The 18045-nt window shown below is 62.1% G+C and carries 24 protein-coding genes; 3 read left to right on the plus strand and 21 right to left on the minus strand.

All coding sequences use genetic code 11. The annotated features are described in order from the left end of the window. Positions 1 to 11 precede the first annotated feature (11 nt). From ACEU5R_RS19315 to ACEU5R_RS19390, 16 genes are all read right to left on the minus strand, one after another. Positions 12 to 1943, minus strand: a complete 1932-nt coding sequence (locus tag ACEU5R_RS19315) for a phage tail protein (RefSeq protein WP_392411269.1) — start codon at positions 1941 to 1943, stop codon at positions 12 to 14. Further along, positions 1940 to 2563, minus strand: coding sequence for a phage tail protein I (locus tag ACEU5R_RS19320; protein WP_392411270.1), 624 nt, complete (start codon positions 2561 to 2563; stop codon positions 1940 to 1942). The genes ACEU5R_RS19315 and ACEU5R_RS19320 overlap by 4 nt, the downstream gene beginning before the upstream one ends. Next, positions 2556 to 3440 (minus strand): baseplate J/gp47 family protein, encoded by an 885-nt coding sequence (locus ACEU5R_RS19325; protein WP_392411272.1) that lies wholly within the window; start codon positions 3438 to 3440, stop codon positions 2556 to 2558. The genes ACEU5R_RS19320 and ACEU5R_RS19325 overlap by 8 nt, the downstream gene beginning before the upstream one ends. Further along, a complete protein-coding gene (locus ACEU5R_RS19330; protein WP_202324347.1) occupies positions 3437 to 3769 on the minus strand; it encodes a GPW/gp25 family protein in 333 nt (110 codons plus the stop codon). Before ACEU5R_RS19330 ends, ACEU5R_RS19325 begins: the two co-directional genes overlap by 4 nt. 3 nt (positions 3770 to 3772) lie before the next feature. Then, positions 3773 to 4009: a hypothetical protein gene (locus ACEU5R_RS19335; protein ID WP_392411273.1), complete on the minus strand. Its 237-nt coding sequence runs from the start codon at positions 4007 to 4009 to the stop codon at positions 3773 to 3775. Positions 4010 to 4095: 86 nt separating this feature from the next. Further along, entirely contained in the window at positions 4096 to 4755 is a 660-nt protein-coding gene (locus tag ACEU5R_RS19340) for a phage baseplate assembly protein V (protein ID WP_392411274.1), read from the minus strand. After that, a complete protein-coding gene (locus tag ACEU5R_RS19345; protein ID WP_392411275.1) occupies positions 4752 to 5267 on the minus strand; it encodes a hypothetical protein in 516 nt (171 codons plus the stop codon). Before ACEU5R_RS19345 ends, ACEU5R_RS19340 begins: the two co-directional genes overlap by 4 nt. Positions 5268 to 5280: 13 nt before the next feature. Then, the gene (locus ACEU5R_RS19350) at positions 5281 to 5814 is read right to left on the minus strand and encodes a phage tail protein (RefSeq protein ID WP_392411276.1); all 534 of its coding nucleotides are present in this window, start codon (positions 5812 to 5814) and stop codon (positions 5281 to 5283) included. Then, positions 5811 to 6110 (minus strand): hypothetical protein, encoded by a 300-nt coding sequence (locus ACEU5R_RS19355; RefSeq protein WP_392411277.1) that lies wholly within the window; start codon positions 6108 to 6110, stop codon positions 5811 to 5813. The genes ACEU5R_RS19350 and ACEU5R_RS19355 overlap by 4 nt, the downstream gene beginning before the upstream one ends. Before the next feature lie 10 nt (positions 6111 to 6120). Then, positions 6121 to 7125: a major capsid protein gene (locus ACEU5R_RS19360; RefSeq protein WP_392411278.1), complete on the minus strand. Its 1005-nt coding sequence runs from the start codon at positions 7123 to 7125 to the stop codon at positions 6121 to 6123. A gap of 45 nt (positions 7126 to 7170) precedes the next feature. Further along, positions 7171 to 7515, minus strand: a complete 345-nt coding sequence (locus ACEU5R_RS19365; protein WP_392411279.1) for a head decoration protein — start codon at positions 7513 to 7515, stop codon at positions 7171 to 7173. A 21-nt stretch (positions 7516 to 7536) separates the two neighbouring features. Further along, positions 7537 to 8670 carry a head maturation protease, ClpP-related gene (locus ACEU5R_RS19370; protein WP_392411280.1) on the minus strand — a complete coding sequence of 378 codons (1134 nt, stop codon included), beginning with the start codon at positions 8668 to 8670 and terminating at the stop codon, positions 7537 to 7539. Continuing rightward, positions 8667 to 10184, minus strand: a complete 1518-nt coding sequence (locus ACEU5R_RS19375; protein ID WP_392411281.1) for a phage portal protein — start codon at positions 10182 to 10184, stop codon at positions 8667 to 8669. Before ACEU5R_RS19375 ends, ACEU5R_RS19370 begins: the two co-directional genes overlap by 4 nt. 2 nt (positions 10185 to 10186) lie before the next feature. Then, positions 10187 to 10393, minus strand: a complete 207-nt coding sequence (locus tag ACEU5R_RS19380; RefSeq protein ID WP_392411282.1) for a phage head-tail joining protein — start codon at positions 10391 to 10393, stop codon at positions 10187 to 10189. 18 nt (positions 10394 to 10411) lie between these two features. Then, a complete protein-coding gene (locus ACEU5R_RS19385) occupies positions 10412 to 12313 on the minus strand; it encodes a phage terminase large subunit family protein (protein ID WP_392411308.1) in 1902 nt (633 codons plus the stop codon). Further along, positions 12237 to 12764: a hypothetical protein gene (locus ACEU5R_RS19390; protein ID WP_392411283.1), complete on the minus strand. Its 528-nt coding sequence runs from the start codon at positions 12762 to 12764 to the stop codon at positions 12237 to 12239. Before ACEU5R_RS19390 ends, ACEU5R_RS19385 begins: the two co-directional genes overlap by 77 nt. 355 nt (positions 12765 to 13119) lie before the next feature. On the opposite strand from ACEU5R_RS19390, the gene ACEU5R_RS19395 reads away from it, so the two are divergent. The 3 genes from ACEU5R_RS19395 to ACEU5R_RS19405 are packed head-to-tail and all read left to right on the plus strand — an operon-like array spanning position 13120 to position 14087. Further along, entirely contained in the window at positions 13120 to 13326 is a 207-nt protein-coding gene (locus ACEU5R_RS19395; RefSeq protein ID WP_392411285.1) for a DUF6900 domain-containing protein, read from the plus strand. A gap of 46 nt (positions 13327 to 13372) precedes the next feature. Beyond that, on the plus strand, positions 13373 to 13594 hold the full coding sequence (locus ACEU5R_RS19400; protein WP_392411287.1) for a hypothetical protein: 222 nt from the start codon (positions 13373 to 13375) through the stop codon (positions 13592 to 13594). Positions 13595 to 13634: 40 nt separating this feature from the next. Next, positions 13635 to 14087, plus strand: a complete 453-nt coding sequence (locus ACEU5R_RS19405) for a DUF3489 domain-containing protein (RefSeq protein ID WP_392411288.1) — start codon at positions 13635 to 13637, stop codon at positions 14085 to 14087. 22 nt (positions 14088 to 14109) lie between these two features. On the opposite strand, the gene ACEU5R_RS19410 is transcribed toward ACEU5R_RS19405, so the two are convergent. From ACEU5R_RS19410 to ACEU5R_RS19430, 5 genes are all read right to left on the minus strand, one after another. Beyond that, positions 14110 to 15231 (minus strand): Fic family protein, encoded by a 1122-nt coding sequence (locus tag ACEU5R_RS19410; RefSeq protein WP_392411310.1) that lies wholly within the window; start codon positions 15229 to 15231, stop codon positions 14110 to 14112. Between the two features lie 109 nt (positions 15232 to 15340). Next, positions 15341 to 16639, minus strand: coding sequence for a site-specific DNA-methyltransferase (locus ACEU5R_RS19415; protein WP_392411289.1), 1299 nt, complete (start codon positions 16637 to 16639; stop codon positions 15341 to 15343). Between the two features lie 193 nt (positions 16640 to 16832). Beyond that, positions 16833 to 17219: a DUF6362 family protein gene (locus ACEU5R_RS19420; protein ID WP_324529673.1), complete on the minus strand. Its 387-nt coding sequence runs from the start codon at positions 17217 to 17219 to the stop codon at positions 16833 to 16835. Beyond that, positions 17212 to 17415: a hypothetical protein gene (locus ACEU5R_RS19425; RefSeq protein ID WP_392411290.1), complete on the minus strand. Its 204-nt coding sequence runs from the start codon at positions 17413 to 17415 to the stop codon at positions 17212 to 17214. Before ACEU5R_RS19425 ends, ACEU5R_RS19420 begins: the two co-directional genes overlap by 8 nt. Positions 17416 to 17417: 2 nt before the next feature. Next, positions 17418 to 17885 carry a crossover junction endodeoxyribonuclease RuvC gene (locus ACEU5R_RS19430; RefSeq protein WP_392411312.1) on the minus strand — a complete coding sequence of 156 codons (468 nt, stop codon included), beginning with the start codon at positions 17883 to 17885 and terminating at the stop codon, positions 17418 to 17420. Between the last annotated feature and the right edge of the window lie 160 nt (positions 17886 to 18045).

Consider the following 18045-nt stretch of genomic DNA (forward strand, 5'->3'; position numbering starts at 1 on the left):
TTCTATTTCCCTCACCACTCGACTATTAACAAACCAGAGGCACCCGACGCACCCGCGTTGCCGAATGCAGTTGATCCGGTGAGCATGCCAGACGCTCCCCCGCCACCTGAGCCAAATCCTAATGCGGGGGCCCCGGAACCACCGCCGTTGCCGTAAGGCGTACCTCCTCCCATTCCCCCGATGCCAGGAAAGTCATATCCATAATTTCCAATCGCAAGTGAATATGCTCCAGGCATTGCCGAGGAGTTTCCGGCACCGCCCGGACTTGAAGCAACATTAGATCCAACAACCCCTAGACTTGGTTGACCACCACCCCCACCAGCCAATACCAAAGAAACTCCCGTTCCCACGAGGGACGTGTTTCCGCCAGCTGTTCCTGGCTGCCCGTTGCCCCCCACGCCTCCCGAGGCCCCGCCACTGCCTGCGCCACCAATAGTTATGGTTAGTGTTTGCGCCGGAACGACAGGAAAGGGCTGACGAATAACGAACTGTGCAGCACCGCCACCTCCGCCGCCGCCGCTGGTAACCCAACTGCCCGTTGAGCTGCCGCCGCCTGTACCCCCACCACCGCCACCGCCGCCGCAGCCAGAAACGTAGATCTGGGTTACACCAACTGGAACGACGAACAACCCATTAGCTGTAAATCGTTGTTGTCCCTTGGTTTTGAATCCGGGCTGAGTCAAATTCGCCAGGACTGTCCCTCCGACCACAAACCAAGTACTCTGGCCATTACTTTGTAACTGCAGCGTATCGTTTTGGTTGAGTGTCAAAGAACCTAACCCGATGGAGTCGCCCACTTGAGAAATTACACTTACTGCGTAGGTTGAAGTCGAAACCATTTCGATTCTGCTGCCTGCAGGGCAATTGGATACCGGCGGCAATGTCAGAGTGTAGTTTCCAGAACCCTGCCCAGCCTGAATCACCGATCCACACGCGATAGCCGGAATGACAGCTGCGGCCGTAAATACGGTAAACCCACTCGACTGAATTCCTGCTTGCTTTACATACTCGGTAGTTGCTTTCTTTGTTGAATAATCAAAGCGGGGTGGAGTTGCCGGATTTGACCCTCCAATAATTTTTCCGTAGGCGTTTACGATAACTTCATCGTAAACCCCTGAGTCAACACCAGTTCTTCCCGCCGTCATAGAAAAAACAAGATCGCTTCCGCCGATTAAAATCGGGCCATCGCTTATTAATTGCCATAGAGAGTCCGCGTAAGCATTCCCTTCCTCAACAAATACAAATAATCCCGGAGTAACCTTGAAATCCAAATCAGCATCAATCGACCGCGTCCAAGCTGAGGCCTCAGCGACATAAATTCCATTCTCTCTTGCTGAAGCTTGGTCTTTTACTAATACTCGATCCCCGGACAAAAGGAGCACACCATCAACAGTTTGCAACCCTGTCAATTCGATTTGCCCTGTGGTTGCAACGCGAACGCTTTGCTTCCAATCAAGCTTGCGTATTTCAGAAGAAATTTTCTCATCCACGTAACTGCGCGTGGCCAGCACGATCGCCGGATCGATCTTCAGTTGAACAGCCGCCGTGTTGCTCACGATCAGCACCATGCGGATCACCTGTGTGCGCCCTGAACCTTCCGCCAGCACAGGCTTGTAGGTATCCGGGCAGTTGGCCACCGCGCACAGGTTCCCATCAGTGTCGTACAGGCCAATCTCGCGAATCCACCAGCCACCGATTTCTTCCGGAATCACCTGCTCGGCGATGATCTGGCTGGCATTGGCTGGATCCACAAATAGACGGTTCAAGGGTGCGCGGCGGTTTTCTCGAACCAGGGCGGTCTGGCTGCGGTTGGGCAGTGGCGTGCTGCCGTTGCCATCGCCGATGCCCATCTGGGTCAGTTGCAGCGTCATGCCCAGCGCCGTGGCATTGGCCAGCTTGGCCTCACCAATCGCAGTCAGGATGGCAAAGTAGGTTTGACTCATAGTGATGCGCTCCAGGGATAGATATTCAGGTGATCGATCGTGTGGTCGGCGCCTTGGATGGACACCAGCCCAGCTACCTCGACCACTTCCGGCGTATAGGGGTAGATAACCATCTCGTCGCCCTCATAGGCCGCCACGTGAACGGGGCAAATACTCCGGGCTTCGAGGCTGATGGCCAGACCAATCAGGTGTCGGCTGAGCGGCTTGGCGTCATCGATCAGACGCTCGAGCTCCTGGTACATCGCATCGCTGATACCGGTGTCGAGCACGCCGACCTTAAGGCTGAAGGTGCCAGCCGGACCGACAGGAACCCGCTCCCACCACTCAACGACTTCGATCAGGTAGCCCAGAGGCTCGACCACCCGGCGCAGCGCGCCGATGGTGCCCTTGTGCTGATGCACATAAAACGCTGAAGCAATGACGCCGCGCTTGGCCGCTTCCGACCAAACGGGATCCCAACGATCGACGGAACGTGCCCAGGCGAGATACGGAAGCAAGTGGGTCGGACAAGACTGGGGTCGCCACAGATCAGCGATCGGCACCGGCATCGTTCGGTGGGTAGCCTCTGCAAGATGCCGCTCCAGCGGTGTACTGTTGGCAGGCAGCAAGGCGCTACTCATCAAAGCCTCCGGCAGACACATCGATCGCTGTGCAGTGCGCAGCCTGGCTGCTCGTCAACACCACATCAGCGGACGGCTGCAGCAGTTCCACACGCTGCACGCCTTCCACATGCAAGGCGGCAAAGAGCGCCGAGCGCCGGATATCGCGACCAAGCCGGCGCTGCGTGCCGACATAGGTTTCCAGTTGCGCCAATGCCGCAGCCAGGATGGGCTCGACCTCCGGCCCGGGATAAAGCCACAGGGTGGCTGTGACCTGATAAGGCACGATCTGGGCGCCTTGCACGGTGAGACGATCAGCCACAGGCCGAACCTCCTCGCTCGACAAGGCGGCATTCACTATGTCCAACAGATCGGCACCCGCACTGCCATCGCCTTCTCGCGAAAGCACCGTAACCACCACCTCAGCGGGTGCCGGGCTCTCGGCCGACGCATCGGCCACACGCCCATCAGCCGACAGCGCATGAAAGACGTAGGCCGCACGGGGACCGGCCACTGACAGACCTTCGAAGGCCCGCTGCACCCGGGCACGCAGGCTGGCGTCGTTTTCATAGACGGGATCGACGGGTGGCGAGGTCTCTGAATCACCCGGGCTGACCAGCAAGCGCGAGACGTTCACATTGGCCGCCAGTTGTTCCAGATCCGCACCCACGGCGTAGGCCAGCAGTACCGAGCGGGCGGCATCGTTGATGCGCGCTCGCAGCTGTACCTCGCGGTACGCACATAGCTCAAGCAATTTCACGACCGGGTCGGATTCCAGCGGGGCCGTCCATCCCTCGCCCATCAGCGCCCGGAAGGTCGCCAACAGGTCCTGGTAAATGCCCTCGAAATCCAGTGGCTCCACGACTTCGGGTGCGGGCAGTTGCGACAGGTCGATCACAGCGCCACCTCCAGCAGCAAAGGCGCGGCCTCGTACTGTCCTTCGATCACAAAATCGATCCGCCCATCGACCACGCCGGTGATGCGCACCGCCGACAGGCGAATGCGTGGCTCCCACCGGCCGATGGCGCGTGCGGCTTCAGCCTGCACCGCCGAGATCCAGCCTTTGTTGATGGGCAAGTCCACATAGCGGGGAATCTCGCTGCCGTACTCCGGGCGCATGCGCCGGCTCCCCAAAGGCGTGCTCAGGATGTCGCGGATGGACTGTTTGAGGTGGGCGATTCCAGTGAGGGCTTGGCCACTGTCACGGCTCATGCCAATCAGGGCCATGGCTCACACTCCGGCGGCCGAATCAGGCTCGCGCTGGAACTCCGGGTGGTTTTCCAGAAAGGCGATCAGGGCGGTGTCACCGGTCTGGATGCGTCCCTGCGCAACGGCAAAGCTGCGGCCATCGGCCAGCACCAGGGTGCGGCTCTTGAACGCGAGGTCGCGGTACGTCGCCGTTGAGGGACTTTTCTCATCCGGGGTGGGGATAGGTGTAGATATGGGCTTGGTGTCGATCTTGGCCATGTGGTGCTCCTTAAAAAGCACAACCCCGAAGCACAAGCCCGCCCAGCGCGAACTGGGACGGGCTTGCTTTTGGGGTGAATGAAGGATCAGCGGGCGACGCTGGTTTGCGCGCCGTCGCCTTGTTCGGTGTGGGTGTGACCCTGCAGGCTGATGCCACCGGCAGTCACATCGCCTTGTGCGTGAACGTGGCCGCCGAAGGTGGCATTGCCGCCACCCGAGCCGCCCGACACACCCTGGGCCAGCGCACCGCCAATCGTCAAATTGCCGGTGACCGTAGTCTCGGGCGCATCCAAGGTGACACTGGGCGCTTTGACCGTCACCGGGCCGCCGCTGTCGATCAGCACGGTGGTGGCGTTTTTCACGGTCACGCTATGGGTACCATCGACCAGCAATGCACCTGCCTGCCAGTCGTAGAGCATCTGCGCGCCGTCTGGCATGCGGATCACCGTCACGTGGCCCCGGTTATCCGCCTGGCCGTGCGTGGTGGTGTAAAAGCCCGGCAGGATGAACCCGGCCTCCGGCATGCCCGAGGGTGAGATCAGCAAGCACTGCTCACCGACCGAGGGCGCGCGCCAGATCCGGACTTCACCGGCAGCCGGCACATGCCACGGCAGATAGGCCGACACCCAGTTGCCGATGCGCACCCGTGCCCGGGCCGTGCTGTGGTCGACGATTTCGATGGTGCCGGCCTGCAGCATGGCAGCGATCATGCGATCGTGTTCGCCAATCGCGTAAGCCTCGCTCATGACGCCTCCGTCAGGGGTTCATAAGTCTCAGGAGGCTGGATATTTGGCGTGAAGCCGACCCATATGGCCAGACCACTCTCGTTGACGTAGGGCCAGACCAACTCGCCCAGATGAAACTCATGGGTCCATTCGACTACCCAGACCAGGTACCCATCGAGTTCGGGCTTGAAAGCGTCGTCCCCGATCTGCACCAGACTCGCCATGCTGATCGGCAGGCCCCAGGTTTGATGGGTCAGCGCCACGGCAACTCGCGCCGCCAATTCACGCACCTGCAAATCGGCGTGGGCCGCATTCGGGTCAACAATCGCCCGGGCCTGAAACCGGCCAATCAGTGCCGTCGCGCCATTGCCCGGATCATCGCCCGGCTCCATCTCGGCGAGTTCCACCAACACGGCAGGCAGGCCGATGCGGCGCTGCAAGACTGGATAAGCCTCGACCGTGGGCACCCCGTCCAGTTTGGCACGCAGGCCGCTGACGATTGCGGTGTGCAATTGGGCAAGCGAATCAATCATGGGGTTTACATCCTCAGCGGGCCTTGGCAAGCGCCTTGTGAATTTCGTAGTTCACTTCCTGGCGCAGCACCGTCAGCAGTCGTTCTTCGGCCCGCTCGGCCGCTTGTCGAAATGCCGCTTCACCGGCGCCAGCCCAGTCCACCTTGATCACTTCATAGGGACGACGGGCCTGCGTGGTGCGTCGATACAGTGGTCCGTCGGGTGAGCGTTTGCGCATCTGCCACGCTTGATCAAAGCGATGGCGCCCCACCGAGATGCCGGTACGGGTCTGGCGTGGTTTGCCCAGGCGGTGTGCTTCGATGGCATTCAGCCCCAGCCAGACCTTGCCGCTGTCGCGCGAGCGCAGAAAGAAATACAAGCGCTGGCGCAGCAGCTTTTGCGGGATACGGGTCTCAACGCTCACCGCCTTGGCGGTCTGGCTTTTGACCCACTGCCCGGTCTTACGCAGGGTGCGGCGCCAGGCCGCCTGGCTCGCACTGGCGGTCAGACCCTGGGTCAATGCCAGCACCTTGCCCACGTCGATATCGACTTTGAGGGTCGTGCTCATGTCATGGGCCTCAGAATCAGAGCGGTGACGCCGGTGCCATCCGGCTCGATCCCCACCACCTCGAACGTCTGGCCATCAAAGCTCAAGGTCGTGCCCCTGGCCACATCAACCGCATCAAGATCGCGCACGATGAGCTGCGGCTCAATCAGGCCGGTGTCCAAGCGCCCCACCTGGGGGGCGAGCCACGGAGAGGAGAACATGCCACGCACGGGGCGACCAGCGATGTCCGCCTGATCGGCCAAGGTATCGAACACGCCGGCATCCAGTTCATTGCCGAGGGCACGAAAGTCTTGCATGTCAGCCGACTCACTTGGTGAGCTTGATGACCGCACGCGGCTTGGTGCACAGGTTCAGCGGGTTGGACTGCGCTTCGAGCGCCACGCCCTTGTTCATGCGCATCAGCTCCTGCTTGGCATAGAGCGGCAGGCCGATGGTGTTGACCGTCTCCATGTAATCGGCTGGCGCATAGCGGGTGATGAAGAGTTCCGAGACACCGACCGGGATCAGATAGGCATCGTTTTCGCCGATGAAGCTGATGCTGCCGACCTTGCCGTAGAACTCCTTCCAGGTCACCTCGCCGAAGGTGAGGCCCTTGCGCAGATCGTCACGCAGGAATTGCCCATCGTTCCAGCGGTCGTAGGCCTGCTTGACGGTGGCGTGGCCGACAAAGGCGTCGTAGAAGCCACGACCGCAAATGCCCAGCCAACCGGTGATCACGCCCGAGTCGCCGATCACATCCTCGCTCTTGCGCTTGGCATCGCGAATCTTTTGCTGCAAGTCGGTGGTTTCGGTGCCCAGTGCCATGGCCACCGACTGCGCGGTGATACCAAAGCGCTGGTGCAAGTCCAGCAGGACGCGCGAACCGTCCGCGTCGTAGATCTTGCCGGTCACCGCACCGAAACGGTGGTAGCGCAGGGTCGCTTCCAGACGCTGGCGCATTTTGAGCAGGCGCTGGGTGACCAGGTTCTGCACCGTCTGCGTCTGCGATTCGCTGCCAAAGGCGCGCACGCCTTGCACTTCATCGGCCTTGATTGCACCGGTCGTAGCCAGGTGCAGGGTCGAGAACGGGATCATGTCGCGCTTTGATCCCACGGTGACGTCACCCGGTGCACCGCGCTCGGTGGCTGGCACCAGAGCCAAGGCATCGCCATCGCGCTCGATCATGACCGAGGTCGTGATGATGCCTTCTTCCTCAAAGAGGCTGTCGAGCAGAGTGGGCACATATTGGCCTTCGGACGGGTTGTTGATGGCGGCGGTGAGCGAAGCGACACCGAAGGCGTCGTCGTTGAAGATGTCGAGAGTCAGGGGCATGGAAGTCTCCGAAATGGGTTAGGCACGTGGGTTAGCGCACGCTGGTCAACGCACAATGAGGTGACGGGTTTTGAGATCGGCAATCGCGGCGGCATCCAGCCCCGTCAGACGCGCTGCGGCGACTTCAGCCAGGCGCACGAAGGCCACGCTATTGCGTACGTCTGCCGAGGCCGACAGTGCGGCGTGCAAGATGCCCACCGCCACCTCGGTGCCATCGGTGGCTGCCGGGCTGTAGGCGGCGTAATGGCCCGAGGTGGTCTGGATGCCCAGGATTTGTCCTGCAGGCAGCGCATCACCGGCAGCGACCGTGATGGCCTCGCGCGAGATCTCGCGATTGCCCTCGGAGAGAAGGAATTCGGCCGTGTGGACGGCCTCGGTTTGGATGTTCATGGTGTGTACTCCAGGTGACGATTAAGGGGTGGGCGCTTGGGAGATGGGCGCCTGGGGCGTGGCCGTTTTGACGGCCGCCGGGCGGCTGGGCTTTTTCTTGCGCGCGGCGTAAATGGCGCTCGTGTTCGGGCTGGCCGCTGCCTGGGCTTCAGGGGTGATAGGAGGCTCCTTGTTGTCAATTGCAGCGCCTTGCGCGGCCAGCAATCGATCAAACAGCCGCGAACGCACGGCCTCCACACTCAGCCCGGAGCGCGCGTAGTCGGCAGCGAGCTCCGGCAACCGGGCGCTGGCACACAAGGTGCGAATCGCTTGCAGACGCTCAATCTGCGCGGACACAGCACCGTCATCGGAAAGGGGGGTGTTCATCAGCAACTCCTCGGTGAAATCAGCCAACCCACAGGCCAGACAGGCTTGAGAGAAACGCGCGGCATTGCGTGCGAGCCGGGTCGGGTCTGGCTGGGGTTCGGGCGCCTGGGCTGGTTCTTTGGGAATCAACTCAGCACTGGCCGCCAGCAAGGCTTCGGGGGGATGCTTGAAGCGCGCCAGCACATTGGTCGAGCCCCGGCAGGCCTGCAGTGCCACGGCCTCGCCAATGACGTCCACAAAACCCAGCGCCAAGGCCTCGTCGGCACTCAACCAGGTTTCTTCATCGAGCATCCGTATGAGCGTGGCGTCTTCGATGGCGGGAGCCTTACGTCGGTAGGCCGCCAGGATGCCGTCGCGCGCCTTGTCCATCATGTCGGCGGTTTTGCGCAGGTCTTGGGCACTGCCGTAGGTGAAGGTCCACGGGTTGTGGATCATCAGCATGGCGTTGGCCGCCATCACTACCTGATGCCCGCCACAGGCAATGACACTGGCAGCCGATGCGGCCAGGCCGTCGATGCGCACAGTGCAGCGCGCACCCAGACGCAGCAGCGCGTTGTGAATGGCAAACCCATCGAACACATCACCGCCGGGGCTGTTGATGGCGACCGTGATCGCGGCCTGCCCATCGTCCATCGCCTTGAGCTCGTCGATGAATCGGGCGGCGCTGATGCCCCACAGCCCGATCTCGTCATAGATCAGCACTTCGATGGATTTCGGTTGATCCGCATCAGTCTTGGCCTGAATGCGGTACCAGCTGCGCGTTGGCGCAGCCTCGGGAAGGTGGCTCATGCCGGCTCCTCAAGATTGGAAATGGGTGGGTTGGTCGCGGCCGTCGGCGCTGCCGGGTTGGCGCGCGCATCCGAGTCATAGGCCAGGCCCAAGGCATCAGCGCGCGCGATGTCGGCCGCGTTTTCTGCGTCGATGAGTTCGGCGTCGTAGCCTTGGCGCAGTGCGACTTCCGAGCGCGAGGTGAAACCGGCACGCACTTCCATGCGCCGGGCCTGCACGTCCTGCACAGGGTGCAGGTAGGACCAGCCCTGCGGCACCCAGCGGGTGCGCAGATACGCCCGCCGTTGCCCGGGGTAGTCAGGCAGCGCGATGGCTCCGGCCAGCACCGCCATGTCCAGCCAGGCAGCGCGCACGGGCCGGCACATCTGGTGGACGAAGACGCCAAACTGGCGCTGCTCGATGCGCCGCCGAAACTCGTTCAACACCACCCGGATCACCCGGTCATTCACATTGCGCAGGTCCCCGGTCAGCAACTCGAAGGGCAACCCTGCCCCGGCAGCGGTGGCCAGCAGCTGCTGACGCATGAAGTCCGGGTAGGTGTTGCCGGCATCGGGCGGATTGGAGAAATCCACCTCTTCACCGGGCAGCAGTTCCTGCAGGGTGCCAGGCTCCAGCCCCACCATTGGGGTGAAACCATCGGCATCGGTCTGGATGGGGGCACCCGTCACCGGATCGACCGGCGGGTCCTCGGGCGCCGGTTTGCGAATGAAGCCGGCAAACAGGTTGGCCACCTCCTGCCGAAACAACACCGCGTCATCAAAGTCGTCGAGCGACTTCAGTCGCGCCAAGACCGGTGCCAGAACGGGGACACCACGCAGCTGACCGGCGCGCAGCGGCTCATAGATGTGCAACACCTGCTCGGCCGGGACGCGCACCAGGTCGTTGAACCCCACTGCAGGGCTGGGGCCGTCGCCGGGATGGGCGCGGTACATCCAGTAGGCAACCCGCTGCCCGATTGCGTTGTATTCAATGCCGGCGCGGATGACATTGCCGCCACGGCCTTGCTCATGCTTGTCATGCGGCACGAACTCAGGCTCAAGCACCTGCAACTGCAGGGGCACCGCCATGGCATCCTCAAGCCGCCGGGGCCGCAGGCGAATGAAGCACTCGCCCGACTCGTACACCGCCCGGCAAACCAGCGCCTGCAGCCCATAGAGGTCGGTGCGACCGTCGGCATCGGCTTCGTCGCACCAGTCCTCCCACAACGCCTGCAACTGACGCCGCACGCCATCGTCAGGATGGCGGGGTTTGGGGGTGATCCCGGTACCGATGGTGTTCGACACCAGCCGGTCTATGGCCGAGAAGGCATAAGGGTCGTTGCGTGTGGCGGCGCGCGATCGGTTGCGCAAATGCTGCAGACCGCCAAGCGACGCCGAACTCGGCCCGCCATCGGGCGCCTTCCAGCCGCCCAGACGACGACCGTTGCCGGCGCTGTCATAGCTGGCTTGTACACGGGTCAAGCGCTGGGGCAACAGAAAGCCGCGCTGCGCCAACCAGGGGTAGGACGTGGACATGCTCACCACCCCTTGCCGGCATGAAACAAGCGCACCAGCCGGGCACGCCGCCCACCACCCTTCGAGAGCTCATTGAGCATGCGATCGCGGGCCTCGATCAGTTCTTGCACCGAGCGGTATTCCACGGTGCGGTCCGCAAACCGGACGATGTGCTCGCCCTTGGCCAGGGCACGCTCAATCCGGACCACGTCGTCCTGGGTAAAGGCCATGTGAGGTTTCCTCGATGCTCAGCGTCGGCGCAGGTAGGCGGATGCCGCGACCCGACGTGCTGGTGATTGGTAAGTTCCGGCAGCAGGCGCCGGCGATTGCCTCAGTCGAGGCGAGCCCTCGTTGGGCGTGGCGACGACGGGCTCGTGTTGCGATGACATGCACTCGCCTTCGATGACTGCGCCAGCCAGTTTGGCCAGCACCAGGCGGCGCTCGATCTTGAGTCCCTGCAGCGCGGCATAGGCATACACGCGGCAGTCCAGCGCTTCGTTGCGCGCCCCGGAGGGCTTTTGCCAGGCGCGCACCTCATTGCCTCTGGCATCGATGCGGGTCACACGTTTTTCGACAGTGGCCTGCTCGAACCAGGCTTCGTCATACGACATCGGAAAGTGGCAGTAGCCAGGTTTACCTGACGCAACCTGCCAGCGTGCATAGATCGTGTCCTTGGCGGTGTCGACACCGATCAGGCGCACCGTGTGGCCCCGGTACTTTTTGGACTTCGTCTGCCGCTTGGGCCAGACCGGGCGCGGGCCGAACTGGCCTTTGACCGCCCAGACGTTGCGCGCCGCGCGCGGGGTGGCGAACTCATACACTTGCTGCACACTCTGGCCGCCAGAGTCGATACAGCAGGCAGCGATGTGCAGTGCCTGACCGTCCTCAGTGGGCAGACGGGTGTTGATCAACAAGCCATCCAGTTGCTGCCACAGCGCGGGCTCCGCCGGGTTGCCGTGCAGCACGATGTGCTCGATGCCCCATGACTCCTCACCCGCACCCCAGCCCACGAGCTCGATTTCCAGTCGATCCTTTTGCGTATCCACGCCTGCGGTGACGGTCATCACGCCTGCCGGCAGGTGATCCGGTGCGTACGCTTCGCGATGCTGGGCCAGCAGGTCGGCACTGGCTCGCTCGCCCACGCTTTCGAAGGGCAGCCCCATGGCGGTGTTCCACCAGGTCTTTTCTTCCTCCGGGTTGCCCCGGGCGCGCAGGAAATCGCTGGCGATCTCTGAGAGCTTGCGCCAGGGCGAATAAAGCTCATTCAGATGAAACCCGGGAATCGGGTGTTGCGGGCACTGGGCCATCCATTGCCCCTGCGCGAGCATCAGCGGCCGGTCGCTGTCGCGGATCAGGGCACCGCAGGACGGGCAGACCAGCGCGGTTTGCGCCAAGTCCGCTTCATTGACCAGCACATTGGCCCACTCCAGCACATGACGGTGGTCGCAATGGGGGCACGGCACGAAGTAGCGTCGTTGGTCCGACTGCAGCCAGGCGCGCTCGATCCGGCTGTGCCCCTTGAGGGTCGGCGTGGACACCAGCGCCACTTTCTTGCGTGCGCGGTAAGTGGCAGTGCGCTTGCGGGCCAAGTTGACCGGGTCGCCTTCGGTGCCGGCCGACGGTGGGTAGCGATCGACCTCGTCGCAGAGCAGAACCCGGATCGGGCGGCTGGACAGGCTCGCTGCGCTGTTGGCCCCGGCGATCGTCAGATGCCCACCGGGGAAGTGTTTCTTGAGAATCGTGTTGCCCGAGTCTCGGCTCTTGGCGTCGCGCACCTTGCCGACCAGCGCCGGGGTGTCGCGGATCATCGGCGCCAGACGATCTTTGGAGAAGGTCTCCCCCATTTCGATGGTGGGTTGCACGACCAGGATTGGCGATGGATCGAGATCGATGAAATAGCCAATCAAAGACTTCAGGATGAGCGTCTTGCCCACCTGCGCCGAGGACATCATGACGACCTCCTCGACCCCGGGTTCGCTGAACGCATCCATGATGCCGCGCTGATACGGGGCACGATCGCTCAGGTACTTGCCCGACTCCGCGCTGTCCTCGGGCGAGAGGTAAAGATGCGTGTCAGCCCATTGGCTCACCGTCATCGTCGGCGGTGGTCGCCACAGCGAGCGCACCCGGGTTAGCAAGGTCTGGATCATCGTCAAGGGCGGCCTCAGCAAGTTCCGACAAGGCCTCCGTCACCATGTCCGTCAGCAGCCGTTCAATGGCCGACTCCTCAGAAAGCGGCAGCACCAACGGGGTGGCGCGCACCGGTAGGGTCAATAATTTGGCCCGGGCGGCGGCGATCATGCTGGCCCAGGCGCGCTCGACCTGCGCAGCAGGCACCAGCACGCCCTTGAGGCGAGCGATCTCGACTTCGGTTTTTTCGGCCTGGGCACGAGCGAGGCGGGTTTTTTCAGTCAGGAGATCACCGCCGTCGCCGCTGGCCACCGCCCGCAGGTGGCGGATGTAGGCCACGACCGACGGGATGATGTCGTACTGCCCGCGCGTGGCCGGCCTGGGGATCACGCCTTCCTTGGCCAGCTGCTGCACCCGACGCGGGGTGAGATCCAGCAGCTTGGCCAGCGATTCGATGGGGGCAGTTGCCATGCAAAGTGGCTCGTAAGCAAAGGTGAAATCAAAGTGGGGCCGGCAGCGCCGACATTTCGCCGTCAAGCGAAACACCGATGCCGCTCATTTCGTCTCGAATCGCGGCCAGGCCCTGTGGTGCCTTGAACTGAGCCACGAAGCGAAACCGTAGCGCGGCCTGTGCCTGCGCAAATCTCGCGGGTCCGCCGCCCCGCACTGGCCAAGGTCGCCAGGGTCCCCGGCGATGAAATAGCGAAGCACTGCGAGCCACTGGCAGTCCCTGCGTGGGATTGATGCGACAGCGGCCAGATTCAACTTGGCTTCTTCCGGAAATGAAGCGTTCATACGGTCATCGCAATCAACCGGAGCCCACACCATGACCCACCCGACGCTCGATCACATCGCCCAAACCATCCTCGGGCTCGAGACCTTAGACACCCGCAACAGCGACCGGCTGGACTTTCATGATGTGGCGGTCTGGAACATCAAAGCCGCGCTGCAGGCGGCTTTTGAGGCAGGTCAGCAGGCCGGCAAGAAACCTCGCCAGATCCCCCAGAAACGAGTTGCTAAGCAGGCCAAATGAAGCGTTCATACAGACACGATCACCCACCCGCAAAAAGGACCCGACCATGACCACCCAGACTGCCAAGCCCACCGCCCTGGACAGCTTTATCGCCAAGGCCGGCGAATTTGACGCCTTGCTCCAGCGACTGCAACAGATGCGCGATGACCACTTTGGCGTCAGCCCCGATGCGGTGACCTGGGGCCACGTCGGTGACGTGACGCACTACGTCACCGCCCTCAAGGAAGTGACCGACGCCTACTTCAAGGAAGGCGAGTACGCCGAGTAAGCGCACCCCAATTCAACGCACACCGATCCATCACAAGGAGATGACCATGAAACTGACCGACACCCAAACCCTGATCCTCAACACCGCCATCCAGTCGCCCGATGGCCGACTGAGCTGGTTTCCCGACAACCTCAAGGGCGGTGCCCGTGACAAGGTGTTGGGCAGCCTGCTGCGTCAGGGGCTGATTCAAATCGATGGTGAGAGCCACCGGGTCACCGACTTGGCTTACGAGGCGCTGGGCCTGACGGTGCCACCGGCTTCGGCCGAACCGATCAAAGCCGCGCCGCGCACCAGGGAGAACACCAAGCAGGCGCAGATCATCGCTATGCTCCAGCGCCCGGAAGGCGCCACCATCAGCCAGATCGTTGAGGCCACGGGCTGGCAACCGCACACGGTGCGTGGCACCTTTGCCGGTGCCTTCAAGAAGAAGCTGGGCCTGACACTGAGCTCCAGCAAGGATGAACATGGCCAGCGCGTTTACCGAGTTGCCTGACCACGAGGCGCATCCAGGGACATCAGGGCCGTACCACCAACTCGTAGCTGGTGCTGCGGCCGCTGGCCTCAGATTTCTTCAACACATCGCGCGCCAACAATTCGGTGATGTCGCGCAAGGCGGTGTCCTGAGAGCATTTGGCAATCGCCGCCCACTTGCTGCTCGTCAGTTTGCCGTCAAAGCCATCGAGCAACTTGTTGAGCAGTTTGATCTGACGTTCATTGAGCGGCATGCCGGCGCAGTGCTGCCAGAAACGGGCTTTCGTCAGTACCGCAGACAGCGTCTCTTCCGCGCCCTGGAGCGCTCGCAGCAGGCAGGCCAAGAACCACTCCAGCCAATCGGTGACGTCCAGGTCACCCTTCTGGGTGGCTTCCAGACGGTCATAGTAGTCCTTGCGTTCACGTTGAATCTGGGCCGACAGGCTGTAGTAGCGCTGCGCTGATTTTTCTGCTCGTGCCAGCGCCATATCGCCCACCGCACGGGCGATTCGCCCATTGCCATCTTCAAAGGGATGGATGGTCACGAACCACAGGTGGGCCAGCCCCGCCTTAACCACCGGGTCATCGTGCTGATCCACGTTGAACCACAGCAGGAAATCGGCCATTTCCGCATCCAGCTGATGGGCCGGAGGCGCCTCGTAGTGAACCTTTTGGCGATGCACAGGGCCCGAGACCACTTGCATGGGGCCTTGCGCATCGTCGCGCCAGTCGCCGACACGGATTTTGCTGAGCCCGCCGTAGCCGGTAGGAAACATGGCGGCATGCCAGCCAAACAACCGCTCCGCCGTGAGTGCCGTGTTGTGTCGCTGGGTGGCATCGAGCACCATGTCTACCACCCCATCGACATGCCGGTCAGCGGGTGCCAAAGCACCAATATCGACACCCAGGCGCCGGGCAATCGAAGAGCGCACCGACTCGGGGTTGAGTTTTTCACCCTCGATTTCGCTGGTCTTGAGCACGTCCTCGGTTAGGACACGCAATGTGGCCTGGTCACGCAGATCCATCCCCAGGTCGTGCATGCGGCCCAGCAGATGTCCCTGCGCCAGGTGAACCTGGGCAAGCAAGGACGCCAACCGCTTGTGGTCGTAAACCCAGTGCGGCCAGTCGTTGCGTTGCCAGATGTAGCGCTTATCTTCGCTTTTCATGCGGTGATTATGGCCGGCATTCGCCGCATGGTCAAGATAACCTCCGCGAATAGTGCGGTTAATAGACAGGCCATTCACCGCAACAACCGTCGGCACAGCTGAATACGCCTCATGCCTCCTGCGGTTCAGGAGCCAGCTGATCTGACGTTGCACACTCCGCGAAGGTTTTACCGGTGGCGGCCAATGTGGCCGCCTTGCCCGTGTAGTCCTGCCAACGCTTGACGATCACGTCGACATACTTGGGATCGAGCTCCACCAGCCGTGCGCGGCGCTGGGTTTTCTCAGCGGCAATCAGGGTCGTGCCGGAGCCGCCAAACAGATCAAGCACGATGTCCCGTGTTTTACTGCTGTTGCGAATCGCCCGCTCGACCAGCTCCACCGGCTTCATGGTCGGATGCAGATCGTTCTTTACCGGCTTGTTGATGAACCAGACATCACCCTGGTCACGGTCACCGCACCAGAAGTGATCGACGCCATCACGCCAGCCATACAGGATGGGTTCGTACTGGCGCTGGTAGTCAGCGCGACCCAGTGTGAAGGTGTTCTTGGCCCAGATGATGAAGGTGGACCATTTTCCACCGGCGCCGCGAAATGCCAGCTGCAGTGTGTCAAGCTCGCTGGAGCTCATGGCGATGTAAACCGCGCCCTTGCTGTAGGTCAGCAAGTTGGCACAGGCCGCCGACAGGAATCCGGCAAAGCCTTCACCCAGGTTGTCATTGAGGATGGGCCGGTGGGTACCGCGCTGCTTGTCCTTGGCAGTATTGGCGTAGTTGACGTTGTAGGGCGGATCGGTAAACGCCATGTCGGCCAGATCGCTGCCCATCAGGGTCTCCAGTGCCACAGGGTCGGTGGCATCGCCACACAGCAGGCGATGCTCACCCAGCAGCCACACATCGCCTGGCTGGCTTACGGGGTCGTCGGTCACCTCCGGTACGGCGTCATCGTCTGTCAGTCCCTCGTTACCTGCCAATTCCGCCATCAGCGCGGCCAGTTCATCATCGGCAAAGCCGGTCAGCGACAGATCGAAACCGGCAGCCTGCAAGGCCTCCAGTTCGATACGTAGCAGTTCATCATCCCAGCCGGCGTTCTCAGCCAGCTTGTTGTCCGCCAGTACATAGGCGCGCTTTTGCGACTCGGTCAGATGCGCCAGTTCGATGACCGGCACCTGATCGAAGCCGAGCTTGCGTGCCGCCAGCACCCGACCGTGACCGGCAATGATGCCGTTGCTGCCATCGACCAGCACCGGATTGGTCCAGCCAAACTCGCGGATGGATGCCGCGATCTGCGCTACTTGGGCATCCGAGTGCGTGCGGCTGTTACGGGCGTAAGGAATCAACGCCTCGATCGGACGGTATTCGATTTGCACGATGGTCAGGGAGCCTTGAAACGACAAACCCGCCAAGAGCATGGTGCTCAGGGCGGGTTCGTGGGGTTGGATAGTGGCCAGACAAGGTGGGCATCTGCCTCGCACCTCTGTCCAGAAGATAGCTGAAATACTACGCCAATCCGGCGGATATGTTGCATGCCTGATTTCGGGTTCAACCCGCAGCGTTACGCAGTTCTGCGCAGACCTTGTAAGCCGCTGGCGATTTCATGCAATTTCATGATCGATCTTCCAGATTGAGGTGCAGCGCTACCTTGGCCAGGGCCATCTGCCAGCGTCGCCAGGCGGTGCTGCGGTCACAGGCAAAGCGGATACCGATCTCCCGCCAGCCGTAGCGCTTGGCGCGCATCCACACCAGGTGCCGTTGCTCTTCCTCCAGCCAGAGCACCCAGCGCATCACCTCCAGCATCCGATCGACCGACTCCGGGCTGGGCGGGAAATAGACCGGTGGCCGGTCATCCGCACCCAGGTTTTCATGTTCGGCGCGTTTGATCGCCGGCCAGCAGTTGAAATACCCCTGGACACGAACCGCTGGCAGACGCCGAGCCACATCGGCCGCCTGGCTGAAGCGCAAAGCCACATCGTCGATCGTCCACTTAGCCATGGCGAGACCCTCCGTAAAGACGCTGGCCGATGCGCCGAACAATCTCCTGCTCAAGGAAGTCCAGGCGGCTGTCATCGGCATGCACGACCAGGATGCGCCGCTCCTGCCAGCCACTTTGCTTGATGGCCTCCAGATCGGGCGACTGGGGCTGAATGCGACCCAAGGGGCAGCGGTAGTGAGGTGTTGGTGTTTTCATGGTCAGGCCTCCTGCGTCGCGATGGCCCAGTGCAACAAGGCAAGGGCATCGGCCTCGTTGTCATCGGTGACCGGGTGGCCCAGGGCACGCATGGCTGCGATGACCTCGGTCTTGCCTGCGTTGCCTTTGCCGGTAGCGTGTTTTTTGATCGTGCCGACAGGTACGCCGAGATAGGCGATGTTCTGGTGCTCACACCAGGTAGTGAGCGTGGCCATCAGGCCTCCGTAGACGTGGGCGGCATCCACCCCGGCATGACGGCGTACCTCTTCGAAGTACACCGCATGGATGTCCTGGGCGATCGTCTTGAGCTCCCCCAACCAGCGCTTGAAGCGCAGAAACCGCATGCCACCCCCCTCGAAGCGCTGGGGTCGGAAACTCGCAAACCCGTGTGCAATGTCACCTTCCCGGGTCAGCAATGCCCAACCGGTGGTGGTCCCGAGATCAAGTGCGAGCACCACCCGCCGATTCAGATCCCTGCCACAACCATCGAAGGAAATCTCCCTACGTGAGGGAGAGGGAACCACTGTTCCCTCTCCTACGTAGTAGGAGGGGGAGTTTTCGCCAACTGAAGAATCCGAGCAAACCCAGTAACCACGCGGGTTTGCGTCAGTTGGCAAGTTGGCAGCGTTT

This window comes from Achromobacter sp. 413638, from assembly GCF_043119405.1.
Taxonomy (GTDB): Bacteria; Pseudomonadota; Gammaproteobacteria; order Burkholderiales; family Burkholderiaceae_B; genus Achromobacter.